Annotated in this window: 33 protein-coding genes; 19 read left to right on the top strand and 14 right to left on the bottom strand. The window is 70.2% G+C overall.

Annotation, left to right across the window (positions count from 1 at the left end; genetic code table 11):
- Nucleotide 1: 1 nt before the first annotated feature.
- Nucleotides 2-319: a DUF7126 family protein gene (locus NKI68_RS06765; RefSeq protein WP_254545947.1), complete on the top strand. Its 318-nt coding sequence runs from the start codon at nt 2-4 to the stop codon at nt 317-319.
- A 36-nt stretch (nt 320-355) separates the two neighbouring features.
- Here NKI68_RS06765 and NKI68_RS06760 read toward each other — a convergent pair whose 3' ends face one another.
- Entirely contained in the window at nt 356-685 is a 330-nt protein-coding gene (locus NKI68_RS06760) for a hypothetical protein (RefSeq protein ID WP_254545946.1), read from the bottom strand.
- A 177-nt stretch (nt 686-862) separates the two neighbouring features.
- Between NKI68_RS06760 and NKI68_RS06755 the strand changes: the two genes are divergently transcribed.
- A complete protein-coding gene (locus NKI68_RS06755; RefSeq protein ID WP_254545945.1) occupies nt 863-1,132 on the top strand; it encodes an antitoxin VapB family protein in 270 nt (89 codons plus the stop codon).
- Nucleotides 1,133-1,492 (top strand): type II toxin-antitoxin system PemK/MazF family toxin, encoded by a 360-nt coding sequence (locus tag NKI68_RS06750; protein ID WP_254545944.1) that lies wholly within the window; start codon nt 1,133-1,135, stop codon nt 1,490-1,492. It begins immediately after the preceding gene.
- A 117-nt stretch (nt 1,493-1,609) separates the two neighbouring features.
- Here the strand turns inward: NKI68_RS06750 and NKI68_RS06745 are convergent, their stop codons facing one another.
- Nucleotides 1,610-2,305, bottom strand: coding sequence for an MBL fold metallo-hydrolase (locus NKI68_RS06745; RefSeq protein WP_254545943.1), 696 nt, complete (start codon nt 2,303-2,305; stop codon nt 1,610-1,612).
- 183 nt (nt 2,306-2,488) lie between these two features.
- Nucleotides 2,489-3,307, bottom strand: a complete 819-nt coding sequence (locus NKI68_RS06740; protein ID WP_254545942.1) for an aldo/keto reductase — start codon at nt 3,305-3,307, stop codon at nt 2,489-2,491.
- Nucleotides 3,308-3,418: 111 nt separating this feature from the next.
- Here NKI68_RS06740 and NKI68_RS06735 point away from each other — a divergent pair, with 111 nt between their 5' ends.
- On the top strand, nt 3,419-3,994 hold the full coding sequence (locus NKI68_RS06735; RefSeq protein WP_254545941.1) for a hypothetical protein: 576 nt from the start codon (nt 3,419-3,421) through the stop codon (nt 3,992-3,994).
- Between the two features lie 45 nt (nt 3,995-4,039).
- On the opposite strand, the gene NKI68_RS06730 is transcribed toward NKI68_RS06735, so the two are convergent.
- Complete coding sequence (locus NKI68_RS06730) at nt 4,040-4,294, bottom strand: hypothetical protein (protein WP_254545940.1); 255 nt, start codon at nt 4,292-4,294, stop codon at nt 4,040-4,042.
- Nucleotides 4,295-4,378: 84 nt separating this feature from the next.
- Between NKI68_RS06730 and NKI68_RS06725 the strand changes: the two genes are divergently transcribed.
- Nucleotides 4,379-4,696, top strand: coding sequence for a cupin domain-containing protein (locus NKI68_RS06725; RefSeq protein WP_254545939.1), 318 nt, complete (start codon nt 4,379-4,381; stop codon nt 4,694-4,696).
- 86 nt (nt 4,697-4,782) lie between these two features.
- On the opposite strand, the gene NKI68_RS06720 is transcribed toward NKI68_RS06725, so the two are convergent.
- Nucleotides 4,783-5,625, bottom strand: coding sequence for a sugar nucleotide-binding protein (locus tag NKI68_RS06720; protein WP_254545938.1), 843 nt, complete (start codon nt 5,623-5,625; stop codon nt 4,783-4,785).
- Entirely contained in the window at nt 5,622-6,278 is a 657-nt protein-coding gene (locus NKI68_RS06715) for a MogA/MoaB family molybdenum cofactor biosynthesis protein (protein WP_254545937.1), read from the bottom strand. The genes NKI68_RS06720 and NKI68_RS06715 overlap by 4 nt, the downstream gene beginning before the upstream one ends.
- Nucleotides 6,279-6,377: 99 nt before the next feature.
- Here NKI68_RS06715 and NKI68_RS06710 point away from each other — a divergent pair, with 99 nt between their 5' ends.
- The 3 genes from NKI68_RS06710 (at nt 6,378) to NKI68_RS06700 (ending at nt 8,308) form a co-directional block, all read left to right on the top strand.
- Nucleotides 6,378-7,424 carry a zinc-binding dehydrogenase gene (locus NKI68_RS06710; protein WP_254545936.1) on the top strand — a complete coding sequence of 349 codons (1,047 nt, stop codon included), beginning with the start codon at nt 6,378-6,380 and terminating at the stop codon, nt 7,422-7,424.
- Entirely contained in the window at nt 7,417-7,776 is a 360-nt protein-coding gene (locus tag NKI68_RS06705; RefSeq protein ID WP_254545935.1) for a DUF7977 family protein, read from the top strand. The genes NKI68_RS06710 and NKI68_RS06705 overlap by 8 nt, the downstream gene beginning before the upstream one ends.
- 61 nt (nt 7,777-7,837) lie before the next feature.
- Nucleotides 7,838-8,308 (top strand): amphi-Trp domain-containing protein, encoded by a 471-nt coding sequence (locus tag NKI68_RS06700; RefSeq protein ID WP_254545934.1) that lies wholly within the window; start codon nt 7,838-7,840, stop codon nt 8,306-8,308.
- A gap of 64 nt (nt 8,309-8,372) precedes the next feature.
- Here the strand turns inward: NKI68_RS06700 and NKI68_RS06695 are convergent, their stop codons facing one another.
- Entirely contained in the window at nt 8,373-9,968 is a 1,596-nt protein-coding gene (locus tag NKI68_RS06695; RefSeq protein ID WP_254545933.1) for an acetolactate synthase large subunit, read from the bottom strand.
- Nucleotides 9,969-10,069: 101 nt separating this feature from the next.
- Here NKI68_RS06695 and NKI68_RS06690 point away from each other — a divergent pair, with 101 nt between their 5' ends.
- The 4 genes from NKI68_RS06690 (at nt 10,070) to NKI68_RS06675 (ending at nt 13,025) form a co-directional block, all read left to right on the top strand.
- On the top strand, nt 10,070-10,513 hold the full coding sequence (locus tag NKI68_RS06690; RefSeq protein ID WP_254545932.1) for a hypothetical protein: 444 nt from the start codon (nt 10,070-10,072) through the stop codon (nt 10,511-10,513).
- Between the two features lie 54 nt (nt 10,514-10,567).
- Entirely contained in the window at nt 10,568-11,263 is a 696-nt protein-coding gene (locus NKI68_RS06685; protein ID WP_254545931.1) for a DUF7546 family protein, read from the top strand.
- A gap of 65 nt (nt 11,264-11,328) precedes the next feature.
- Entirely contained in the window at nt 11,329-12,750 is a 1,422-nt protein-coding gene (locus NKI68_RS06680) for a hypothetical protein (RefSeq protein ID WP_254546495.1), read from the top strand.
- The gene (locus NKI68_RS06675; RefSeq protein WP_254545930.1) at nt 12,747-13,025 is read left to right on the top strand and encodes a DUF7410 domain-containing protein; all 279 of its coding nucleotides are present in this window, start codon (nt 12,747-12,749) and stop codon (nt 13,023-13,025) included. The genes NKI68_RS06680 and NKI68_RS06675 overlap by 4 nt, the downstream gene beginning before the upstream one ends.
- Nucleotides 13,026-13,049: 24 nt before the next feature.
- Here the strand turns inward: NKI68_RS06675 and NKI68_RS06670 are convergent, their stop codons facing one another.
- Genes NKI68_RS06670 through coxB form a run of 4 tightly spaced genes read right to left on the bottom strand, consistent with a single transcriptional unit; the run spans nt 13,050 to nt 16,936 of the window.
- Nucleotides 13,050-13,304 (bottom strand): hypothetical protein, encoded by a 255-nt coding sequence (locus tag NKI68_RS06670; protein ID WP_254545929.1) that lies wholly within the window; start codon nt 13,302-13,304, stop codon nt 13,050-13,052.
- A gap of 3 nt (nt 13,305-13,307) precedes the next feature.
- Nucleotides 13,308-13,565, bottom strand: coding sequence for a cytochrome C oxidase subunit IV family protein (locus NKI68_RS06665; protein ID WP_254545928.1), 258 nt, complete (start codon nt 13,563-13,565; stop codon nt 13,308-13,310).
- A gap of 9 nt (nt 13,566-13,574) precedes the next feature.
- Complete coding sequence (locus NKI68_RS06660; RefSeq protein ID WP_254545927.1) at nt 13,575-16,130, bottom strand: cbb3-type cytochrome c oxidase subunit I; 2,556 nt, start codon at nt 16,128-16,130, stop codon at nt 13,575-13,577.
- A complete protein-coding gene (coxB, locus tag NKI68_RS06655; RefSeq protein ID WP_254545926.1) occupies nt 16,127-16,936 on the bottom strand; it encodes a cytochrome c oxidase subunit II in 810 nt (269 codons plus the stop codon). Before coxB ends, NKI68_RS06660 begins: the two co-directional genes overlap by 4 nt.
- A 157-nt stretch (nt 16,937-17,093) precedes the next feature.
- Here coxB and NKI68_RS06650 point away from each other — a divergent pair, with 157 nt between their 5' ends.
- Together NKI68_RS06650 and NKI68_RS06645 are read left to right on the top strand one after the other, a co-directional pair.
- Entirely contained in the window at nt 17,094-17,606 is a 513-nt protein-coding gene (locus tag NKI68_RS06650) for a DUF6789 family protein (protein ID WP_254545925.1), read from the top strand.
- A gap of 67 nt (nt 17,607-17,673) precedes the next feature.
- The gene (locus NKI68_RS06645; RefSeq protein ID WP_254545924.1) at nt 17,674-17,784 is read left to right on the top strand and encodes a rubrerythrin-like domain-containing protein; all 111 of its coding nucleotides are present in this window, start codon (nt 17,674-17,676) and stop codon (nt 17,782-17,784) included.
- Between the two features lie 34 nt (nt 17,785-17,818).
- Here NKI68_RS06645 and NKI68_RS06640 read toward each other — a convergent pair whose 3' ends face one another.
- Nucleotides 17,819-19,201, bottom strand: coding sequence for an NAD-dependent succinate-semialdehyde dehydrogenase (locus NKI68_RS06640; protein ID WP_254545923.1), 1,383 nt, complete (start codon nt 19,199-19,201; stop codon nt 17,819-17,821).
- A gap of 362 nt (nt 19,202-19,563) precedes the next feature.
- Nucleotides 19,564-19,737, bottom strand: a complete 174-nt coding sequence (locus NKI68_RS06635; RefSeq protein ID WP_254545922.1) for a hypothetical protein — start codon at nt 19,735-19,737, stop codon at nt 19,564-19,566.
- Between the two features lie 234 nt (nt 19,738-19,971).
- Here NKI68_RS06635 and NKI68_RS06630 point away from each other — a divergent pair, with 234 nt between their 5' ends.
- The 5 genes from NKI68_RS06630 to NKI68_RS06610 all read left to right on the top strand — a co-directional run bounded on the left by NKI68_RS06630 (nt 19,972) and on the right by NKI68_RS06610 (nt 23,025).
- Nucleotides 19,972-20,700: a helix-turn-helix domain-containing protein gene (locus NKI68_RS06630; RefSeq protein WP_254545921.1), complete on the top strand. Its 729-nt coding sequence runs from the start codon at nt 19,972-19,974 to the stop codon at nt 20,698-20,700.
- 267 nt (nt 20,701-20,967) lie between these two features.
- A complete protein-coding gene (locus tag NKI68_RS06625) occupies nt 20,968-21,615 on the top strand; it encodes a helix-turn-helix domain-containing protein (protein ID WP_254545920.1) in 648 nt (215 codons plus the stop codon).
- Between the two features lie 413 nt (nt 21,616-22,028).
- Nucleotides 22,029-22,178, top strand: coding sequence for a hypothetical protein (locus tag NKI68_RS06620; protein WP_254545919.1), 150 nt, complete (start codon nt 22,029-22,031; stop codon nt 22,176-22,178).
- Nucleotides 22,179-22,192: 14 nt separating this feature from the next.
- Nucleotides 22,193-22,393, top strand: a complete 201-nt coding sequence (locus NKI68_RS06615) for a hypothetical protein (RefSeq protein WP_254545918.1) — start codon at nt 22,193-22,195, stop codon at nt 22,391-22,393.
- A gap of 227 nt (nt 22,394-22,620) precedes the next feature.
- Nucleotides 22,621-23,025, top strand: coding sequence for a methylated-DNA--[protein]-cysteine S-methyltransferase (locus NKI68_RS06610; protein ID WP_368410933.1), 405 nt, complete (start codon nt 22,621-22,623; stop codon nt 23,023-23,025).
- 206 nt (nt 23,026-23,231) lie between these two features.
- Here NKI68_RS06610 and NKI68_RS06605 read toward each other — a convergent pair whose 3' ends face one another.
- Nucleotides 23,232-23,930: an SDR family NAD(P)-dependent oxidoreductase gene (locus tag NKI68_RS06605; protein WP_254545916.1), complete on the bottom strand. Its 699-nt coding sequence runs from the start codon at nt 23,928-23,930 to the stop codon at nt 23,232-23,234.
- Nucleotides 23,931-23,970 lie beyond the last annotated feature (40 nt).

Below are 23,970 nucleotides of genomic sequence, written 5' to 3'. Positions count from 1 at the left end.
CATGCAGGCTATCATCGTCGGCTCGGACCCCGAGGACCTGGCCGCGGCGCTCGAAGCGCACGACGTGACCGTCACGAACGCGGCGGGCACCGCAGACCGCTCGTCGCTCCTCGACGCGGGCGTCGAGGACGCGGACCTGCTGGCCGTGACGGACGTCGGCCTCGCCACCTCGATCCCGGTCGCCCGCGAACTGAACCCCGACGTGCGCGTCGTCGTCTACGCCCGCGACTCCGTCCCCGAGTTCGTCCGCGCCAGCACGGCGCTCATCGTCGATCCCGCCCTGATCGACCCCGACACGGTGGCCGAGGAACTGGCCTGATCCGGCGACCGGGGCCCCTCTCGAACGGCTACGGGATCACCGGACCGCGTCGCGCGCCTCGCTCACGTCGCCGTGCTCGTCGTAGGCGGCCATGAGGTCGCGCGCGACCGCCATCGCCGCGTCGCGGCCCTCGACCTCGGTCGCGGCCTCGGCGCGCCCCGGATCGAGGGTGGTGCCCCGGCGAAGGGCGACGCGCCAGCGGTCGGGGTCGCCGTGGGAGACGTTCTGCCCGTAGGGAACGATCTGGACGCTCACGTCCCTCTCCTCCGACTCGTAGAGGATCGGCGATCGGGGGTTGTACCGCTCGGTGACGTTCAGGTCGACGTCGCTCTCGTGCCACCCGTCGGGCAGGGATTCCTCGCTCATACTCGGTGGTTCGGGGGCCAGCCGCGTAACGCTGGGGGCGGCGATCGCAGGGTCGCCGACCGCCGTCACTCGATGCGCTCGCCGAGTTCCGCCTCACGTGTCCCCACGTACCGATCGTAACTCTCCGTCTCGCAGGGAGACAGACTTATTCCGTATACTTGCATACGATCATGCACGATGGGGAGCACGTCCATTCGCGTCTCCGACGAGACGCACGAGAAGATCGAGCGACTGAAAGAGCGCGGCGAGTCGTTCGACCAGACGCTCGATCGACTCGCAGAGGAGAAGCTCCGCGAACGCAACTCGGAACTCGCCCGCGCCTACCGTGAGAACGCCGAACTCGCCCGCCAGACGGAAGACGAGTGGAAACACGCGTCGGTCGAAGCGGATCGACGTCTCGGCGACGCCGAGGGGGTCGTCACGCCGGGAGAGGGAGAAGAACTCTAGATGTCGGACCTCCGGCGCGGCGACGTCGTTCTCGTGGCCCTCGATCCGACGGTGGGATCGGAACAGGCGGGGACGCGTCCGGCGGTCGTCGTTCAGAACGATACCGGGAACCGATTCTCGCCGACGACGATCGTCGCACCCGTGACGACGAGATACGAGCCGGGGAAATTCCCGTTCCAGGTAGAGCTGCTAGCCGCCGAGGAGCCAGTCGACCGCGATACCGCCGTTCAGTGCGACCAGATCCGGACGGTCTCGGTGGAGGATCGCGTACTCGAACGCTTCGGGCGGCTGTCGCCCGAAGCGATGGACCGCGTCGACGACGCGATCCGGATCAGCCTCGGACTTGACGGCGGGTACTGACCAGGACTTCGTGACAACGTCTCGCCGCGTCTCCCTCTCGCACGTCTCTGTTACTGCAGACCCCGCCTTCGAGGAGCGAGGGCGAGGTCCGCAAGAACCGAACGTGGATGGGGGAGTCTACTCGATGCGTTCGCCGAGTTCGGCCAGTCGGACGCTCCCGCCGCGCGCGAACGGGACGCCGTGGCCCATCCCCAGAATCTCGACGGCGGGCATCCGATCCGCGAGGTCGTGGACGCTCTCTCTCACGTCGTTCGTGTCGTAACTCAGCGCCCACGGCGACGCGGCGAGTTCGCCGTCGCGCTCCACGACGAGATCGCCCACGAACGCTGCCGAGAGCGCGTCGCTCACGTACGCCACGTGGCCGGGGGTGTGCCCGGGCGTCTCGTAGACGGTGAAGCTGCCGACCCGGTCCCCGTCCGCGACGGGTTCGACCGCCACGCGGGGCGTGCGCGCGAGCGGCCCGAGCGCGCGCTGGAGCGCCCCCTTGTGCGTCGAGACGGGCGGGGAGGCGTCGCCGGTCAGGTAGTCCACGTCGGGCATCCCGACGTGGACCGTCGCGTCCTCGAAGTCGAGGCGGCCGAGGCCCCCCACGTGGTCCAGGTCGTAGTGCGTGAGCAGCACGCGTTCCACGTCCTCCACGCGGTGACCGGTCGCCTCGATCTCGCGGGCGAGGGTCCGCGCGTCGAAGGGCGTCCCGGTGTCGATCAGCGTGAGGACCCGCTCGCCGTCGGCCTCCGGTTCGTCCTCGGCGAGGTAGGCGTTCACGCCGCGGAGTTCGATCGCCCAGCAGTGATCCGAGAGTCGCGCTGGCATGCCTCTACTGTCGCCCGCACGAGGGATATATGCTGTCGCTGACCCCCCGCCGGAGTATCGTCTCGGCGGCGGACCGGTCGGGGGGCGACCGACGGTACGTGCCGCGGGGCGAGGGCGAGGATCGGCGGTCGAGGATCGGCGGTCGAGGGCCGAGGGCGGGAGGGGGTAGGCGCGGCGCGCGAGTCAGCGCGAGAGTCGCGCCTTGACGAACCCCTTCAGGGTGCGGAGCTTCGAGGGCTGGCGGACGCGTTCCATCTCCTCGTCCGTGAGTTCGAAGTCGAACACGTCGAGGTTGGCCTCAAGGTGCTCGCGGCTGGTCGCCTTCGGGACGGTGCAGACGCCCTCCTGCTGGACGAGCCAGCGGATCGCGACCTGGGCGGCGGACTTGCCGTGTCGCTCGCCCACCTCGCGGAGGACGGGGTCGTCCAGGACGCCGCCGTGACCGAGGGGGCTGTACGCGGTCAGGAGCACGTCGTGGACGGCGCAGTAGTCGAGGAGGTCGCGCTGGTCCCAGTAGGGGTGGTACTGTACCTGGTCGGTGAGGATCGGGGCGTCGGAGAGCTCTCGCGCCCGGTCGAGGCGGTCGATGCCGAAGTTGCTCACCCCGACGTGGCGGACCTTCCCCTCCGCGCGGAGGTCGTTCATCGCCGTGACGGTGGCTTCGAGGGGGGTACGCGGGTTCGGCCAGTGGATGAGCAGGAGGTCGAGGTAGCTCGTCCCGAGCTTCGCGAGGCTCTCGTCGGTCGAGCGAAGCACGTCGTCGTACTCGCGGTTCCCGCCGGCGAGTTTCGTCGCGAGGAAGACCTCGTCGCGCTCGACGTCGCTCTCGCGGAGCGCGGCCCCGACCGCCCGCTCGTTCCCGTATGCCTGGGCGGTGTCGACGTGTCGATACCCGAGTTCGAGCGCCGTTCCGACGGCCCGCCGACAGTCCTCGCCGGTGAGTCGCCACGTCCCGAGTCCGACCTTCGGGACTTCGACTCCCTGCACGGTGGCGTACTCCATGTGCGATGGGTCCACCTCGTCGGGTGAATAGCTTCCGACACCGAGACACCCGGGCGGTCGGCCGCCCGCCGTCACCGAAAGTACTTACCGTCGGATTGTCACCCCCCGAGTATGGTTACCCCTACCCGACGCTCGATGCTGCTCGCAGGCGGTGGCGCGCTCACCGCCCTCGCGGGATGCATCCCGGCGGACGGAGGCCTCGCCGCATCGACACCGACGCTCGTCGCCGAGAGGGTCCCCGACCGGGCCTATCGGGAGGACGCGACCGTGGCGATCGTCTCGGAGCGACTGGAGCAGTGGGTCGACGCGGCGGTCACCGACGGCCAGGTCCGCGTCGATCCCGCCGGGCGACCGTCGCCCGGCGGACGAGAGCAGTACGAGCTGAGCGTCGAACGCGCTCCCGCCGTCGCCTACGGGGACGCGGCCATCTCGTTCGAGACCGTCGCCGCCGCCCCCGCCGACTCGTACCGCACCCTGTACGCCACCCCGAGGCCCGCGACGGGCGGCGACGCCGTCCACGTCCTCTCCGTCCCGCCGCTCGACGCCGACGAGCGCGACCTCGTCCGGCGCGCCGCCGAGGCGGGATCGATCGCGCTCGACGCCCCGCTTCCCGAGAGCCTCCGAACTCTCGTCGCGGCGTACGACTACGTCGCCCTCGAGTCGGACTACTACGCCCTGCGGGGCTGATCGACCGGCCGCGTGACGGCCGCGTCCGCCGCCCGCTCCGCGTGGCTATCCCGTTCGGTCGTCGGTCGCGGCGGCGTCCGGTCCCGCCTCGTAGGTGATCGTGACTCGACCCCCCGGTCCGCGTTCCACCGCCCGCCGCAGGGACTCGAACGCGTCGAGCATCGGCTCCGTGTCGGTCGAGGTGCCGTGTGCCTCGCTGTGTTCCTCGCGCAACCGATCGTGGAGACCGTACAGGAGACCCGAGACGGCGAGCGCGTCGGCCTTCGACTCGATCTCGAGCGTCGCTCTGTGTTCGTCCATAGCGTCCGATAGCGCGACCGGGGGTATCAACCTGTCCGGACGGGTGGGCCGACACTATAAGATCCCGCACGCCCGAGTCCCGGCATGGCGCTCGATCTGTACGACGTTCCGACGCCCGCCGAGGGCGACCTCGAATCCGGCGAACTCGTCGTCACCGACGACGTGCTGGTGAAGTACTTCGCGCTCGGGCCGGGGGCGGAGCTGACGCCCCACGAGCACGACGACGCGACGAACGTCTTTCACGTCCTCGAGGGGACCGTGACGGTGATCCAGGACGGCACCGAGGAGGTCGTCGAGGCCCCCGGCGTCGTGCTCCACGAGCGCGGCGTCACGCACGGCGCGCGCAACGACGCCGACGAGGTGGCGGTGCTGACGGCGAGCCTCTGTCCGCTCCCGTCCTGACGCCGTCCGCGCCGCGCTCCGAGCCTCGCGGCGGTCGACGTGGTGCGGTCGTGCGGTAGGGCGGTCGTGCGGGACCGGCGACCGCCTCACCCCGTCGCGGGGGGGTCGACCTGGGGACGGATCGCCTGCCACACGGACCGCGGCTGGAATCCCACCTCCTCGACGAACCGCTCCGAGCGGAGCGAGGAGTCGCGGTGGAGCGTCGGGTCGTCGGGCATCGACTCGGGGACGACGCGGCGGTAGGGGAGACCGAGGGCGGCCATCCCGGCGCGGTGGAAGGCGAACGCGGTCGTCCGGGGGCTGGGGACGTGGAGGAGCCCGCGGAGGTCGCCCGTCACGGCGGCGGCCACCGCGGCCGCGACCTCGGTCACCGCGGCGGGGCTCTTGTACATGTCGTCGAAGTACGCCACCGTCTCGCCTGCCAGGACGCGCTCCCGGGTGTGCGAGAGGCGCTTGTCGAGTCGCCCCCGCGAGTACCCGAACAGGTAGTCCGGCCGGACGACGCAGTGCCGGTCGAACCGATCGGCGATCCGGCGCTCGAACGCGCGGAGCCGCCGACCGTACTTCGACTTCGGGGTCGGTTCGTCGGACTCGAGGTAGCGCCCCGCGTCGCCGTCGAAGACCCCGGCGCTCGAGACGTAGACGAACAGCCGGTCCCCGCAGGCGGCGAGGAGGCGCTCCACCCGGTCGACGAACGCGTCGCGGTCGTGGTCCGTGCGTTCGACGTGCGCCGTGAACACGACGGCGTCGCAGCCGTCGAACGGGAGGCGCGTCGGGTCGTCCGCGAAGAGGTCGAACCGACAGGTCGCGCCGTCGCAGCGGTTCGACCGGTAGGTCCCGCGCGTCTCGACGCCGTCCTCGCGCAGGCGGTCGACCACCGACCGTCCGAGGAAGCCCGACGCGCCGACGACGAGTGCCCGCCTCGTCACGACCGGCGGGCGAGTCCGGCGAGGTGCGGGGCCTCCGGGACGACGATCTCGCGCGTTCCGAGCCGGGCCGCGTTCTCGCTGCCCGGGAGGCAGAACACCGGGACGCCGTGGACCGGGTTGCCCTCGGTGGGGTTGACCGTGACCACGCCCGCGACGGCGCGGGTCCCCACGACGCGCGTGCCGACCTCGTCCCGCGAGAGCTGTCGGAACAGCTCGCCGAACCCGGGGAGTTCCTTGTCGAAGAGTACGGCGCACGCCTCGACGGTCACGTCGTCGCGGGTGATCCCCGTCCCGCCGGTGGTGACGACCGCGTCCACCGCGTCGTTCGCGACCGCCCGCTCGACCGTCTCGCGCACGGCCTCGAAGTCGTCCGGGATCACCTCCCGCGCGACGACTTCGTGGCCCGCGTCGGCGAGCAGTTCCTCGATGGCGTCGCCCGCCGGGTCGTCGTCGACCGTCCGCGTCGAGGAGACGGTGATCACCGCCGCGCCGACCGTCTCCAGGTCGTAGTGGTGGTGGTCGTGCGTGCCCGCCTCGCCGTGGTCGTGGTGGCCGTCGTGGTCGTGGTGGTCGTCGTCTTCGTGATGCTCGTCGTAGTCGTGGTGGCCGTGGCGGTCGCCGTGTTCGTGGTGGTCGTGATGTTCCTCGCTCATGTGCGAGCGGTTCGACGGCCTCCACCTTAACCGTCGGGCGTGGCCGTGTCACGCGGTGACACCGGCAGGGTTTTGCCCCGCCCGTCCGACTCCCCGAGCATGTACGCGGTCCAGTTCTCGGAACACGGCGACGTGAGCGTTCTCGACTACGACGAGTTCGACGACCCGACCGTCGGATCGGACGAGGTCCTCGTGGACGTGAAGGCCGGCGCGCTCAACCACCTCGACGTCTGGACGCGCCGCGGCCTCCCCGGCATCGACCTGGAGATGCCCCACATCCCCGGCAGCGACGCGGCGGGCGTCGTGAGCGCGGTCGGCGAGGACGTGACGCGGTTCGAGGAGGGCGACCGCGTCGCGGTCGCCGCGGGGCGCTACTGCGGGAAGTGCGAGTTCTGCCGCGACGGCGAGGAGTCGATGTGCGTCAATTACCACATCATGGGCGAGCACGTCCGCGGCGTCCACGCGGAGCGGGCGGCGGTGCCGGAGGAGAACCTCGTCCCCGTCCCCGAGGGCGTGGACTGGCACACCGCCGCCTCCGCCTCGCTCGTCTTCCAGACGGCCTGGCGGATGCTGATCACGCGGGCGGACGTCCAGCCCGGCGAGAAGGTGCTCGTTCTCGGCGCGAGCGGCGGCGTCGGCCACGCCGCCGTCCAGATCGCGGACTACGCCGGCGCGGAGGTCTACGCCACGGCGAGCAGCGAGGAGAAACTCGACCACGCCCGCGAGTGCGGCGCGGACCACCTCATCGACTACGAGGAGACCTCGTTCGCCGACGAGATACGCGACCTCACCGGCGGTCGCGGGGTGGACGTGATCGTCGACCACGTCGGTCCGGCGACGTGGGAGGACTCCCAGAAGTCCCTCGCGAAGGGCGGGCGCATCGTCACCTGCGGGGCGACCACCGGCCCGGTCGCGGAGACGAACCTCAATCGCGTCTTCTGGAACCAGCAGCAGATCCTCGGCTCGACGATGGCGACGCCCGGCGAGATCGACGACGTGCTCCCGCTCGTGTGGGACGGGACGTTCGAGGTGCACGTCCGCGAGGTCCTCCCGATGAGCGAGATCCGTCGCGCCCACTCGATGCTCGAGGAGCGCGAGGGCTTCGGGAAGGTCGTCGTCGTGCCCGACAGCGAATACGATGGCTGACGGGCGGGAGGGCTACGCCGACGGCCGTCCGTCGCCGAGCGATTCCGACGGCCTCGACGATCCCGGGGGCCGGACGACGAGCGCCCGCACCACCCGCGCGTACGTGAGCGACCCCGCCGCGCCCGACCCCGACGAGGCCGAGTTCGGCGCGCGCGGCTGGATCCTCGTCGGGATGATACTCGTCGCCTTCGTCGTCGCGCCGGCGCTGGTGCTCTACATACCCTACTCGGGGCCGCTGATCTCCTCGCTCGGTCTCTCGTTCCGGGACGCGTACCTCACGATACCGCTCGTCCCGGCGCTGCTGCTCGGCGCGCTGGCGGTGTGGGCGGCCGTGGGGAGCCGCCGAGCCTGAGATCCTGCGTCCTTGCGCTGGCAAGCGCAACTCGTGTGGACCGGTCGCCCCTCCCCGAGGTATGAGCAAGCTCGAGGCGGAGCGAGAGATGTCCCGCGCGGACGTGGCGGCGTACCTTCGGGAGTTCGCCGACAAACTCGACGGCGGCGGTTCGGCGGGGATGGGCGGCGCGGAGGCAGATCGCACCCGGACCGCGGGGAGTGCTGAGAACGGGGGGACGACGGGCGACGCCGGCGGCACGCCGACGGTGACGGGAACCGACGACGCCGCCCGTTCCTCGGAGAGCGAGCGGGCGGGCGAGGCCACCCGCTCCGGCCGACCCGACGAGGGGGACCGCTCGCCGGGTTCGGGAAAGGTGACGATCGTCGTCGGAAACGACAGCGCGACCGTCAATCCGCCGGAGACGGTCGACTTCGCGGTCGAGGTGTCGGGGAACAACCCCGTCTTCGGTGCCGGGCGGCAGGGCGTCGAGTTCGGCATCTACTGGCGCGGAGACGAGGTCGAGGAGGACGACGAGATCTCGATCCAGTAGGCCCGCGACGGCCGCCGGCTCACCCCGATGCCCCCCGCCGAACGAGGGTCGGTAGCGATCCGGATCAGCGCTCGCCGTAGCGGGGGAGGGGCACCTCCACCAGCGAGAGGTCGTCGCTCGCCACGGCCGCGGCGAACGTCTCGCGGAAGTCGTCCCAGGACTCCACGCGGCGGCCCTCGATCCCGAAGCTCTCCGCGAACGCCGGGAAGTCGGGGTTGCCGATGGCGGTGCCGAAGGCGTCGGCGCGATCCTCCAGCTGGTGCTCGCGGATGAGTCCGTAGTCGTCGTCGTTGAACAGGAGGACGGTGAACGAGCGGTCGAGTCGGGTGGCCGTCTCCAGTTCGGCGGCGTTCATCAGGAAGCCGCCGTCGCCCGTCGCCGCGACGACGTTCCCCTCGACGACGCCGTCCGCGGCCACGGCCCCCGGGACGGCGATGCCCATGCTCGCCAGCCCGTTCGAGACGATGCAGGTGTTCGGCTCGTAGGTCGGGTAGTTCGTCGCGATCGCCATCTTGTGGCTCCCCACGTCCGAGACGAGCACGTCCTCGTCGTCGAGCACGTCCCGGACGATCGGCAGTGCCCGGCGGACGCTGAAGGGCTCGTCCGCCTCCGGGGGGCGCGTCACCTCCTCGACGAGCGCCCGCCGGAGGTCAGCGTACCAGCCGGTGTCGATCGGGTCGAGGTCCGCCGCGCAGAGCGCCTCCAGGCCGGCGGCGACGTCGCAGATCACCTCCACGTCCGGGGTGTAGTGCTCGTACACCTCGGCGGGTTCGAAGTCGAGGTGTACGACGCGCTTGTCGCCCTCGGGGTTCCAGTTCTCCGGATCGTGCTCCGCGATGTCGTAGCCGACGGCGAGCACGGCGTCCGCGCGCTCGATGACGCGCTCGGCCTCGTCGCGCGCGCCCGAGTCGAGCGTCATCAGCGAGTGCTCGTCGGCGTCGGAGACCGCGCCCTTGCCCATGTAGGTGGCGACGACCGGCACGTCGGTCCCCTCGACGAACGCGCGCAACTGCGTCGAGGTGCGCGTCCGCACGGCCCCGTTGCCCGCCAGCACGAGCGGGCGCTCGGCGTCGGCGAGCACCTCGACCGCGCGCTCGACGGCGGTCGGGTCGGGGGCCGGTCGCCGCACGGCGTGCTCGCCGGCCGTGAGGGGTTCGACGCGGCTCTCGGCGGCGGCGACGTCCTCGGGGAACTCCAGGTGCGTCGCGCCGGGCTTCTCGTACTCGGCCAGCTTGAACGCCTTCCGCACCGACTCGTGGACGATGTCCGGGTCGTCGATGCGCGCGTTCCACTTCGTGATCGGGGCGAACATCTCCACGACGTCGAGCCGCTGGTGGCTCTCCTGGTGGAGGCGCTCGCGGCCCCCCTGTCCGGTGATGGCGACCACCGGCGACTTGTCGAGGTGGGCGTCGGCCACGCCCGTGATGAGGTTCGTCGCGCCCGGCCCGAGCGTCGAGAGGCACACCCCGGCGTGACCGGTCAGGCGACCGTGCACGTCCGCCATGAACGCCGCGCCCTGCTCGTGGCGCACGGGAACGAACTCGATCGACGAGTCGCGAAGCGAGAACAGCACGTCCTCCAGTTCCTCGCCCGGGAGCCCGAAGACGGACTCGACGCCCTCCGCCTCGAGGCAGGCGACGAGGAGATCGGATGTCTTCATCGACGTCCGCTTCGTCGGCCGCGCACATGAAACTCGCCACGGCCGACGACCCTCACGGACGATAGTTTGAAATCACCTGCCGTGTTGTGCTTACACGTACCATGGACGATGTCACCAACATCGCGAGCGCGTTTCTGACGGGCCTCCTGCTGGTGGCGATCGTCGTCGCGCTGCTCCGCCTCCGCGACTGGCGGCGCTACGACCCGGCGTCGTCCGACGATCGCGGGGGGCGGCTGACCGGTGCGTACGGCGTCCTCGCCGCCGCGGCGACCAGACAGGCGACGTGGATCCTCGGCTTCCTCCTGCTCGCGCTCGGGGTCGGCGCGGCGGCCGTGCTCTTCCTCGTCGGCGGCCCGACGGGGCAGATGGCGGGGGTCGCGGCCGCCCTCCTCGGCGTCCTCGCGCTCTGTCTGTTCCTCGTGCTCGGGATCTACCGGACGATCCGGTTTCGCGGTCGCACCAGCGCGGAGGCGTTCGCCGTCAGCGCCTGGGTCGTCGGCGCGCTGTTCGTCCTCGCCGTCTCGGTCAACCTCCTCGTCGGGTAGCGCCATGTCGGGCGCTCGTCGGTCGTCGGGAGGTCGATCGTCGGGAGGTCGGTCGTGAGCCTCGCGTCGCCCCGGCGGTTCGCCCGCCTCCCCGCCGACCTCCGGTGGCTCGCGGTCGTCGTCCTCGCGGAGGCGCTGTTGCTCGTCGGCTACTTCGGCGTCACCGACGCGCGACCGACGACCCTCCGGTACGTCCTCTACCCGTTCGTCTGGATCGACGTCGGCCTCTGGGCGGCCGTCCGGACGCCGCCGCGACCCGCCGCCCGCCGACTCCGGTGGGCGGCCGCCCTCCTCGCCGTCGCCTACTTCCTCGTCCTCGCGTGGCTCGCGGGGCTGATCGGGATCTACCCCGGCGGACACGGTCACGCGCACGCCCACCTCCACGGCTGGCTGTTCGTCCCCTCGGCACCCGGCTGGGGGCCGCGGATCGCGTACGCCGGCCACGCCTTCCACGTCTACTTCGTCCCCTACCGGGTGCTCGGCTACCTCGCGCTCGCGTACCTCGTCTACGCCCGGGCGCTCGACGCGAGCGCCGCGGCGCTCTCCGGGGTCGTCGGACTGGCGGCCTGCCTCAGCTGTAGCTTCCCCATCCTCGCGTCCCTGGCCGCCGCGACCGTCGGCTCCTCCTCCGGGCTGTCGACCGCGGCGCTCGGGTTCTCGCTCGACCTCTCGACGGCCGCGTTCGTGCTGGCGGTCGCCCTGCTCTACCGGGTGCCGGAGCGGTCGTCGCGGTGGAGGTGGGGGAAGTGACGCCCCCGACCGGGCGTTCGCGGTCGGTCGCCCGGCGCGCGCTCGCGGGAGGACTCGCGGGCGCGCTGGCGGGCTGGCTGCTCGCGGGGACCGCGCTCGCGCACGCGGGATCGCTCGGCAGCGCCGAACCCGTCTCGGTCCCCTCGTGGCTCTTCGCGCTCACCGGCGGCGGCGTGGTCGTCGCGTCGTTCCTGTTCACGAGCTTCGTCACCGATCGCGAACTCATCCGGGCGATCCACGATCGGGGACCGACGGTCCCGGTCGGCCCGTTTCTCGCCGCCGGTCGGCGCGTCCTCCGGCTCGTCGGCCTCGTCGGTCTCCTCGCCGTCGTCCTCGTCGGACTGGTCGGCCCGAGCGCCGCCGTCGCGAACCTCGCCGTCCTCCTCGTGTGGGTCGGGTGGTGGGCCGGCTACGCGATGACGGTCTACCTCGTCGGGGACACCTGGCCCGCGCTGAACCCGTGGCGGACCCTCTCCGAACTGCTCCCGTCGTTCGACCGACCGTACCCCGACCGGCTGGGCGCGTGGCCGAGCGTCGCCGCCCTCCTCGGGCTGGTGTGGATCGAGGTGGTGAGTCCGCTCGCGGACGCCCCACGACTGCTCGTCGCGGTCGTCCTCGGCTACACCGTCCTCACGCTCGCGGGCGCGGCCGCCGTCGGCCGGGAGACGTGGTTCGCCGCGGTCGATCCGATCGCCCGCGTCTTCCGCTACTACGGCGCGCTCGCGCCGTTCCAGCGCCGAGGAGGGTCCGTCACGCTCCGGGTCCCGGGCGCGGCGCTGACGGCGGGCGAGACCGGCGTCGCCGTCCCGACCGGCCCCCGGTCCGACGCCCGGCGACCGGTTCGGGCCGACGGCGCGGGCGTCGGACGCGACCGCCGGGCGCTCGTCGACGGACTCGACGACGTGGCGTTCGTCGTCGCGCTAGTGTGGGTGACGACGTTCGACGGCCTCGTCTCGACGCCGGCGTGGGCCGCGTTCGGCCGTCCGATCGTCGCGGCCGGCGTCCCGCCGCTCGCCGTCTACCTGGGGGCGCTCGCCGGCGGCTTCGCGCTCTTCCTCGGCGCGTTTCGGGGGGCGTCCCGGCTGGTCCGACGGTCGGCGGGCACCTACGTGACGACCCGCGAGATCGAGCGACGGTTCGTCCTCGCGCTGCTCCCCATCGCCGCCGGCTACCACCTCGCGCACTTCAGCGGGTACTTCCTCGCGCTATCGCCGACGCTGGCGGCGGTGCTGACCGACCCGCTCGCGCCGCCGACGGCCCTCGTCGTGCTCGCCCTGCCGAACTGGTTCGGCGGGGTGCAACTCGCGTTCGTCGTCCTCGGTCACCTCGTGGCGGTGTGGGTCGCCCACGCGATCGCGTTCGAGACGTTCACCGGCCGCCTCCAGCCCATCCGAAGTCAGTACCCCTACGTCGTCCTCATGGTCGCCTACACGATGACGAGCATGTGGCTGCTCGTGCAACCGTACGCCGCACCGCCGTTTCTATGACCGCGCCTCCCGACCCGATCCCGACGCGCGTTCCCGACGGGGAGCCGGCCGTCCGGTGTCCGTACTGCGGGCGGCCGTTCCCCCGCGAGCGGCTGCGAACCCTCCACGTCGGCGAACGCCACGCCGACGCGTCCACCGACGGGGAGCGGGCGGCCGCGGAGACCGCCGCCGAGGCCGAGGCCGACGACCTGTTCGTCTACCACCTGAAGGTCATCGCGGCCATCGTCCTCGTCGCGTTCTTCCTCGCGTACACCTACGCGTTCGTGCTGGCGTAAATCGCCTCGGGCCGGCTCGTCGGCTCACTCGAACGGCGGAGGACGGGCCTCCGGGTCCTCCCCGTGCTCGCGCCCGCGCTCGCCTTCGAGTCCCCGTTCTCCATCGCCACCCGCCTCCGCCCACGCGATGGCGGCGGCGAGGACGCCGACGCTGAGGACGACGAGGACGCCCCCGCCGACCACGAACGCGTCCCCGAGGTGGGCGGCCTCGGCGTACAGGAGGGTGAGGAGTCCCGCGATGACCCCGACGACGACGGCTCCGTGGAGGGTTCCGGTCATGGTTTAGGTGATGGAGTAGGCGGCCGCGAGCGTCAGCGCGAGCGCCGCCAGCAGTCCGACGAGCATCACGTAGCTGATCGACCGCGGTTCGTACCGGAGGTGCTGGTAGTACCCCGCGACGAACAGGGCCTTCACGGTGGACAGGGCGATGATCACCCAGAAGGCCGTCCAGTAGGTGAGGCCCGCGAACTCGATCAGCACCTGTGCCGTCGCCGCGACGAAGAGGACGACGTAGATCGCCGTGTACAGTTTGGTGTTCATGGTGGTGTGTCACAGGATGTAGAACAGCGGGAAGAGGAACAGCCAGACGATGTCGACGAAGTGCCAGTAGAGGCCGAAGTACTCCACCGGGCGCTCGTCGTCGAGGTAGGCCCCCCGCCACGCCCGCGCGATCATGTAAAGTACGATGAGCAGGCCGACGACGACGTGTGCGCCGTGCAGGCCCGTCGTCAGGAAGAACGTCGAGGTCTCGATGCTCGTCGAGAGCCACTCTCCCTCCTGGTACAGCGCGTACCACTCGATGCCCTTGTTGACGAGGAAGCCCACCCCCAGCAGGAACGTCACGAGCAGGCTCGTGACGACGCCGGCGCGGCTCCCCTTCTCCGCCGCGACGAGCGCCAGCACGACGGCGAACGAACTCGTCAGCAGGATGTAGGTGTTGAGCAGCCCCGGGATGGGGTCGTGGGGCACGACGTGCCACGCCTGCCAGCCGAACGCCACCCGAATGAAGACGTAGGAGCCGATGAACGCGCCGAACAGCACGACGTCGCTCGCGAGGAACACCCACATCCCGAGCTTCGTGTTCTCGACGCGCGCGAACGGCCAGGACTCGCCGAACGGCCCCGCCGGGCCGTGGAACCGCTCTCGCGCCAGTCCGACGAACGTGTAGATCAGGAGCGCGCCCCCGGCGACGGCGAGCCCGACGTACGCCGGTCCGGCGTCGCGAACGCCCGAGAGGCCGAGCAGAGCGAGGAACGCGCCCAGCGCGATGCCGAACGGCCAGATGCTCGCGTGGCTCTCCCCGTGATCGTGATCGACGGCGGTCGCGGTCCCGCCGTCGGTCTCCGTCTCGCCGCTCCCGTCGGCCGCGGGCGCTCCCCCGCTCGCCGGACGGCCGCGAACCTCGTCGAGGAAGTGCAGCGACCCGCCGCTGTAGCTCGGCACGCCGGGGTAGTTGTCCAGCGGGGGCGGCGAGGGGACCGTCCACTCCGCAGTGGTCCCGTACGCCCACGGGCAGGCGTCGGCGTCCTCGCCGGTCGCGAGGCTCGCGTAGAGGTTGTAGAACATGACGAGGAACGACGCGCCGAGCAGGAACGCCCCGACCGTCGCCAGCTGGTGCCAGGGGGTGAACGCGGGCGGGTAGTCGAACACCCGTCGGGGGGTCTCCCAGGCGAGGAACATCGGGAAGTACAGCAGGTTGAACCCGACGAAGTAGGTCGCGAAGTGGACCTTCCCGAGGAACTCGTCGTACATCTTCCCGGTGATCTTCGGGTACCAGTAGTACAGGCCGCCGATCAGCCCCGTCACCCCGCCGACCATCACGTAGTGGAAGTGCGCGACCACCCAGTAGGTGCCGCGGAACTCGTAGTCGAGCACCACCGCCCCGAGGAAGACGCCGGTGATGCCGCCGAGGATGAACAGCACGAGCGCGCCGAACGCGAACAGGAACGGCGTCCGGAACCGTATCCGCCCCTTGATCATCGTGTAGATAAGCGCGAACACCATCAGGTCGAACGGCAGCGAGATGCCGATGGTGGTCGCCATGAACAGCGTCTTGATCTGGAGGTTGATGCTCGTCAGGAACATGTGGTGCATCCAGACGGCGAACGACTGGAGCGCCACGAGCACCATCGCCGCGATGAACCACTTCCGCCCGACGATGCGGCGGCCCGTGAACGTCTGGAAGATCTCGGCCATCGCGCCCAGCGCCGGGAAGAAGACGATGTACACCTCGGGGTGGCCGAAGAACCAGAACAGGTGCGCCCAGAGGAGCGACCCGGCGTGGTCGGTGGCGTGGAAGTACGTCGTTCCGAGGATTCGGTCGGACGAGAGGATGAGCAGCGCCGCGAGCAGCGCCGCGAACGCGAACAGCATCATCCACACCGTCAGCAGGATCGTCCACGTGAACAGCGGCATGCGCCGCAGGGTCATCCCCTCCGCGCGCATCCGGTGAATGGTCGTGATGAAGTTCACCGACCCCACGGTGACGGAGGCGACGAACAGCACGAGCGCGAGGATCGCCGTGGTCGCGCCGACGTCCGGCATGTAGATGGGCACGTTCAGCGGCGCGTACATCGTCCAGCCGCCGCTGAACGTCCCGCCCTGGAAGAACGAGATGCCGAACAGCACCCCCGAGAAGAGATAGAGCCAGTACGACAGCGCGTTGAGGCGCGGGAACGCGAGGTCCTTCGCGCCGATCTGGAGCGGGACGACGTAGTTGGCGAAGCCGAAGGCGAACGGCGAGAGGAACCAGAACACCATCAACAGCCCGTGGGCCGAGACGGTCTGGTTGTACGCGCCCCCCGACAGGAGCGTTCCGCCCGGTTCGAGCAACTGCAGGCGGATGAGCAGCGCGAGGACGCCGCCGAAGACGAGGAAGAACAGCGACGTCACCAGGTAGAGGACGCCGACGTCCTTGTGGTTCGTCGTGACGAACCAGCGCCGGATCGACGCCTTCGAGGGGAGTCCGTGGTCGGTGACCGCCTCCCGCTCCTCGACCGGGAGCGCGAACTCGGAGCCGACGCCGGCGTGGCCGCCGTCCGCCCGACCGCCGTCCGTCCGTCCCTCGTCCGTTCGCTCCTCGTCCGTTCGCTCCTCGTCGCTCATGCGCCGGTCCCTCCCGCGCTGTTCGCGCCGCCCGTGTCGTTCGCACCGCTCGCACCGCCGGTCCCGTTCGTCCCGTTCGTCCCGTTCGTTCCGTTTCCGCCGCCCTCACCGCCGCCCGCGTTCGCGTACCAGCGCTCGTACTCCTCCGGCTCCATGACGATCACCGTCGCCTTCATCTCTGAGTGGCCGGTGCCGCACAGCTCGTAGCAGTGGGCCATGTACTCGCCCGGCCGCTCCGCGACGAACCACGTCTCGGTCGTCTGCCCGGGGATGGCGTCGGCCTTCGCGCGCAACCCGGGGACGCCGAAGTTGTGGAACACGTCCTCGGAGGTCACGACGAGGGTCACGCGGGTGTCGGCGGGCACCCGGAGTTCGCCCGTCGTGGTGTGGCCGTTCGGGTAGACGAACTGCCAGATGAACTGCCGCCCGACGACCTGGATCTCGAGCGGTTCCTCCCCCTCGGCCGCGGCCGCCGTCGAGGGCTGTTCGATGAACAGGAGCGTCCCGTAGGTCCACACGATGAGGGAGACGACGATGACCGCGCTGATGGCGAACGAGAGGAACAGCTTCCGCCCCTTCCCGCCCCCGCTGGGGAGTTCGCCGAGCTGGGGGCGATCGTCGTCGTCGTCCCGCCCGTCGCGATCCCGGTAACGGTAGGCGTTGTACAGCATGTAGCCGACGACGACCACCCCGACCAGCGTCCCCAGGACGAGAAACACCCAGTAGATCTCCCGAAAGATGGCTACCCGCGACCCCGTCGGGACGAGGTCGCCCGCCTGCACGACTGCGCGTGTCGCTCCGTACATCCGAATGGCCCTCCTACGGATATTTCATTATCGTCCATCCTATTTAGCATGTGGGGTATGTTACCGACAACCACTATTTCGATCCGGGGGAATCGCCACCGCCGAGCAGTATAGTTCTGTGGTAACATTTAACATTGTTTCGGTGGTAGTAGGCGGCATGGTTGGAGCACGCTCGGAGTTCGACGACCTGACGCCCGCCGAGCAGGTGGAGAAGTACGATCGACTGTTCGGCATCGTCGCCGACGGCGTCGTCGGTGCCGCCGGGGGGCTGGTCGGGACGGCCCTGATGACCGGCGTGCTGTTCATCGCCTCGACGATGGGTGCGTTCTCGTTCCAGTCGTTCGCCTCGCTCACCCTGCCGATCGGTCTCGGGGACGTCGCCTCCCCGGTGACCGTCGGGTACCTCATCTTCCTCGCCAACGGGATGGTGCCGTTCCCCCTGCTCTTCGCGGCGCTGATGGCGTACCTCCCCGGCGAGCGCCCGCCGATCAGCGGGCTGTTCTTCGGGGCCGCGCTGTGGACCGGGTTCGCGATGGGCTTCTACACCGGGTTCCAGGGGCTGACGCTCGTGCTGTACCTCGTGCTCACGCTGATCGCGCACCTCGTCTACGGGTTCAGCCTGGGGGCGGTGTTCGAGTACCTCTCGAACCGCCCCGACTCGCTCGTCTGACCCGTCACGCCCCCGAACGATCCGAGCGCGGCGGAACCTTCATCCCCCGACCGTGCGTACCAGTGGCATGCCGTACTACGAGTGCACTGACTGTGGCGAGCGCGTCGTGAGCCTCCACGGCGGCGTCTGTCCCGTCTGCGGTAGCGCCCTGCAGAACATCAGCGTCGGCCGGGAGTGAGCGGCCGTCGAGCCGTCCGACGGCCCCGCCGTCCCTAGACGTCCTGATCGGCTGCGGACTGGACCCACACCGTCTTGGCGTTGACGAACGCCTTGATCCCCTTATCCGAGAGTTCCCGGCCGTACCCGGAGTCCTTGACGCCGCCGAAGGGGATGCGCGGGTCGGACTTCGTGAGTTCGTTGACGAAGACGCACCCGGACTCGATCTCGCGCGCGACGCGCTTCCCGCGGTCGAGGTCCTCCGTCCAGACCGACCCGCCGAGCCCGTAGTGCGAGTCGTTCGCGAGGTCGATCGCCTCCTCCTCGCCCTCGACGCCGTAGACCGCCGCGGCCGGGCCGAACACCTCCTCGCAGCTCATCGTCGCGTCGCGGGGCACGTCGGTGACGACCGTCGGCGGGTAGAAAAAGCCCTCGCGGTCGAGGGGTTCACCGCCCGTCTGGAGGGTCGCCCCCTCGGAGAGCGTCGCCTCCACCTGCTCGTGGAGGTCCCCCACGAGGTCCTCGCGCGCCTGCGGGCCGACGTCGGTGTCCTCGTCCGTCGGGTCGCCGACCGTCAGCGCCTCCATCTCGCGGACGAAGGCGTCGAGGAACGCCTCGTACACCTCGTCGACGACGATGAACCGCTTGGCGGCGATGCACGACTGCCCGGAGTTGATCGTCCGCGCCCGCGCGCCGACCGCCGCCGCGACCTCCACGTCGGCGTCCCCGAGGACGACGAACGGGTCGCTCCCGCCGAGTTCGAGCACCGAGGGCTTCAACTGCTCGCCCGCGGCCTTCCCGACGGCGCGCCCGGCCCGCTCGCTTCCGGTGAGCGTCACCGCCCTGACGCGCTCGTCCTCGATGACGTCGTTCACGAGGTCAGAGCCGACGAGGAGGCTCCGGAAGACGCCCTCGGGGTAGCCCGCCTCCCGGAACACGTCCTCGATCGCCAGCGCGCACTCGGGGACGTTCGAGGCGTGCTTGAGCAGCCCCGTGTTCCCCGCCGTGAGCGTCGGCGCGGCGAAGCGGAACACCTGCCAGAAGGGGAAGTTCCACGGCATGATCGCGAGGACGGGACCCAGCGGCTCGTAGGAGACGAACGCCTCCGCGTGCGGTTCCGTCCCGATGCGCTCGTCGGCGAGGTATTCGCCCGCCTTCTCCGCGTAGTGGTCGCACACCCACGCGCACTTCTCGACCTCCGAGCGCGCGCCCGCGATTGGTTTGCCCATCTCGCGGGTCATGATCTCCGCGTACTCGTCTACGTTCTCCCGGAGCACGTCCGCCGCGTCGCTCAGGAGACTCTGGCGGTCCTCCATCGACCGCTCGCTCCACTCCGCGTACGCCTCCGCGGACCCGGCGAGCGCCTCGTCCACCTCCTCTGCGGTGTGTTCCTCTATCGGCTCCAGCTTCTCCCCGGTGGCCGGATTCACGCGGTCCATGGAGTACTCCACTCGCGCCGACGTGATAGTGGTTGGTTCCCGGGGATCGACAGGTCGGCTCCCGGGGTGAGTTCGGAACGTGAACCACAGTGGAGTCGAGCAGTTCGATTCCCGGCCACTTCGACGACGTCGACCGCTTCAGAACCCGCGTGTAGGCAATAGGTCGAGCGTACGCGAGTAGTTCATACGATTCACTCACGACTACGACTCCCGACGTACCGTATGTTCGATCTCGATAGATCGTTGGCTGATCGGTAGTAGAAGTACTCGGCCGTGTCTGTCTCACAGTGGCCGTTTGCGTGAGGATCGGTCCGTCGAGTAACGCCAGAGCGAGCGCCTGCTGGTCCGGGACCCCGACGCCCCTACCCGGATCGAGCGTCGACGAGGACGACCGCCTCGCACCGATCGCACCGGTGGAACGCGAGCGCCCCGTTGTGCCCGAGGTAGGTCCGGGCGGACGGGGGGTGCGAACAGGCGGCGCTCCCCGAGAGCGCGTACTCGGCGGGCGATCGACGGTCGTGGGTTGTCGTCGGCATGGATCTCTGGTTGGGGTCGCGGCGGCGGGACGAGCGCACCAGCGCGATCGATCGCGCCGCCCCGGTCGCTACCTCCCCCTCGGTCCCGGACCGACGTAACCCGACGACCTGTTATGACAGGCGGTCGCGTCACGCGGTGCGATCGCGATCGACGACGGACGAAGCGCGATGGGCGACAGGTCAACCGCTTGCCGTGAGCGATACGTTCACGCGCGACAGCCGCCGAGGGAGGGTATGGAGTCCCGCGCCGAGGGGAACGCGCTCCGTCTCACCATGGAGGTGTGGCACCCCGACTGCTGGGTCATCCGGACGAGCGAACGGGTCGACGTGGGCGTGCTCGGTTACGGCATCCACGCCGCGGAGGACGGGCGAACGAGCACGTTCTTCACCGTCTACGCGGACGAGCGGGCGACCGTCGACGAGGCGCTCGACGCGATCCGGGCGTCGCCGCACGTCTACGGCGTCGCGGAGATGACCCACGGCTACCGTCTCGAATCCGTCGCGACGCCCGGAAACGCGACCAGGGACCTCCTGGTCGCGCACGACGGGACGACCCAGATCAGTCCGTCGTTCACCTCGCGCGGGTTCGTCTACGCCGAACCGGTGGACGTGCGCGGGGGGATCGAGCGCTGGACGGTGCTGACCGATCGCGATCGGGAGACGGTGCGACGACTGCTCGAGGAGATCCGCGAGGAGCGGGACGCGGAGATCACCGTCACGGGGGTGACGCGGGCGGATCGAACGGGCGGGACGGGCGGGACGGGCGGCCTTCCCCTGGATCGGCTCTCGCGGCGACAGCGCGAGGTGTTCCGACTCGCCCGCGACCGGGGGTACTACGCCTGGCCGAGGCGAGCCTCGGCGGGCGAGCTGGCGGCCGAACTCGGGATCACGACCTCGACGCTCCACGAACACTTGCGCAAGATAGAGGCGAAACTGCTCGGTGAGCCGTGCGACGGGCGGTGATCGGGGACGCGATGGAGACGCTCGATTTCGGAGGCAGACCGGATTCCGGGGAGAGCGAACCGCTCGACGGTGAAGCGGTGCTCTCCTCCGACACCCTTACTCGCGGGCCGGACGTAGGTATACTCGTACTAACATGCGCACCCCCCGAGCGCCCTCGAAGACGGTGTCGGCGAACGCGTTTCGAACGACGACTGGACGGGCCACCTGCGAGGACGAGCGACGAACGGTCGCGCGCGTGATCGGTTCGGTCTCCCCCTCCGAACCCTCATGCCCATCGCAGAGATCCACCTCGAACACCCCTCACTCGTACTGAGTCCCGCGATCAGGAGCGTTCCGGCCGCGCGAATCAGCCGCGAGTTCCAGCCCGTCGGCGTACGACACGCGCTGGTGCTGTTCTTCTCCGTCGAAGGCAACAGTCCCGACGACCTCGACGGGTTCGACGCCGCCCTCGAACGCGACCCGACCGTTTCGACCCCGCGGCTCATCGCCGATCTCGACCGCCAGCGCGTCTATCGCGTTCACCTCACCGACCGGGCGGTGGTCGTCACGCCCACGCTCGCGGAACTCGGGATCCAGATCCTCGACGCCCACAGCGACGACGGCGGATGGGTCCTCAAGCTACAGATGGCGGATCTGCGGCCGTTCACGGCGTTCCGCAGGTTCTGTGAGTCACGGGACGTCTCGATCACGGTCCGACAGCTCTACCACGAGAACGAGGCGACGCCGGGTACCCGGTTCGGGCTGACGGCGGCACAGCGTGAGGCGCTCGAACTCGCGTTCCGGGCGGGCTACTTCGACGAGCCCCGCGCGACCTCGCTCGAGGAACTCGGCGCACAGCTCGGGATCTCGCCGGCCGCGACCGGGCGACGCCTCCGCCGGGGCACGGCGAACCTGCTCGAGCACACCGTCGTCTGACCGTCGCCCGGTCGCCGTCCGATCGTCGCTCGCACGATCGTCGCTCGCACGATCGTCGCTCGCACGATCGTCGCCCGCACGATCGTCGCCGACTGTCGTCCGATCGTCCGCTCCCCCTCGCCTCCCCCGTCGGGCGGCCTCGTTCCCCACGAACCGATCGCCGGGTCGCCCGTCGCGACCGGACGACGAGGAGTGGTATATAAAGGCGCAACTGCTGAACCCGTAGCTTCAGCCCCCCCGGACTACTACCTACGACCGTAGAACGAGGGTCCGAAGCGGGCCGCCGTCGCCGCCGCGTCGAACCGGACGACCGGTCGACGGGGTCGGCGGTCGTCCGTGATCGCCCGACGTTACTACCGATACCGTGTGGGTCGCTCGGTGAGCGACGGGTACGGCGACACGAGTGATTCGAGATGGCAACGAGACATCGTCCGGAGCGGAACCGAGTGCGGGAGGAGTACACCGAATTCACGACCGGGGGCGTCCTGATCGGCGTGATCACGGATCCGAAGAACCCCGCGGCGTGGATCGAGTCCACGCTCACGATCCCGATCGAACAATAGTCGATACACCACGTATGACTGCGTCTGCCGACGGTCCCGATGCGCGCGTCGAGTCGATCGAGGAGCTGAAAGCTCTCCTCGGACGGCTCCTCGACGAGGCGTACGCGAACGGCGTCGAGGTCGAGGGCGGGTGGAGCGTCCGGACGGCGAACCGCGAGACGCCCGACTGGACGGTCGAGATCGCGCACTTGCGGGGGACCGACGAGGAACGATAGCGCGGGAGTGACAGAGGCGAAGCGACGGCTCGGTTCCGGGGGTCTGCCCCCCCCCGGCGTTCGACGTCGTTCCCCACACGAGAGGTCAGCCGCCCCGGGGTTCGGGCCGAACGAGCGTGTGTACGGTTCCGCGGCGTCGCCCGGGGATCGGGCGACGATCACTTTCGGCCCGCGGCGGGAGTATATCGCGGTCCCCTCCCTCTCGACGGTAGCGAGCGCGAGTACGAATGAACGTAGAGATATTCGGTATGTCGGTCGACGTCGACGAGACGATTCTGGACGGATCGGCGGCGACGGTCCGCGAGCAGGTTCGGGAGTACGAGCGGGGCGAACGTCGATCGTTCGACGTGGCGCTCTCCTACCCGGCCGGCCTCGCGGGCGACGCGATGGCGGCGATGGAGCGGATCCCGTACGGCGAGACGCGGACCTACGGCGAACTGGCCGCCGACCTCGGCGCGACCCCCGTCGAGGTCGGCGCGGCCTGCGGGCGGAATCCGGTCCCGATCGTCGTGCCCTGTCACCGGGTGGTCGGGGCGGATTCCCTCGGCGGGTTCTCGGCGGGCGGGACGCGGAGCGCGCTGTTGAAACGCCGCCTTCTCCACCTCGAAGCGGGACAGCGAACGCTGCTGTAGCGGTACGTCAGCGCGTTCCCTCGCTCGTCACACTCGCTCGCGGTTCCTCCTCACCACTCGATCGCCTCCCGATCCCGCCAGACCCGCCACCTGCACCGCTTTCGCGGGGTCCTCCTCGACGCTCCCTCCGCTCGCGTCTCGTCGAACCCCGCCAAACCCCTGCACGACAAAACCGCTCGCTCGTCACACTCGCTCGCGGTCTCTCCTCACCACTCGATCGCCTCCCGATCCCGCCAGAACCGTCCAGACTCGCTCCCGGGTTCGAAGCGGGCGAGCCAGACGATCGTGTCCGCCCCCTCTTCGACGCTTCGGGTGGCGTCCGGCCCGCCGAGGTCGGTCCGCACCCACCCCGGGCAGACCGAGTTGGCGATGAGGCCCTCCTCGCCGTACTCGCCGTGGAGGTAGACGGTGAGGGCGTTCAGGCCCGCCTTCGAGATGCGGTACGGTCCGTACCCGCCGCTCATCCCCTCGCCGAGCGCGCCCATCCCGGAGGAGACGTTGACGACGCGGCCGCCCTCGCGTTCGAGCAGGAGCGGGAGGGCGGCCTTCGTCACGAGGATCGGTCCCCGGAGGTTCGTGTCGAGTGTGGCGTCGATGCTGTCGGTGCCGACGCGGTGGAGCGGCGGCTTCGGCCCCTCGATGCCCGCGTTGTTGACGAGGACGTCGAGGCGACCCTCCGTGCGGTCGATCCGGTCGACCGCCTTCTCGACGGTCGTCTCGTTGGTCACGTCGAGGCGCACCGGGATCGCGTCCGGGTCGTCCACGTCGCGCGTGCTCCGGGCACCCGCGTAGACGGTCGCTCCGAGGTCGGCGAGCGCCGCCGCGACCGCCTCCCCGATACCGCGCGTCGCCCCGGTGACGAGCGCCACCTGCCCGTCGAGGCGGTCGTACAACTCCGTCGTCATGTCTTTCCGTACGACTGCTGCGCGTTTGAGGTTATCTCAC

It is taken from the genome of Halomarina pelagica (genome assembly GCF_024228315.1).
GTDB classification, from domain to species: domain Archaea; phylum Halobacteriota; class Halobacteria; order Halobacteriales; family Haloarculaceae; genus Halomarina; species Halomarina pelagica.
This window is presented reverse-complemented; position numbering and strand designations above follow the sequence as displayed.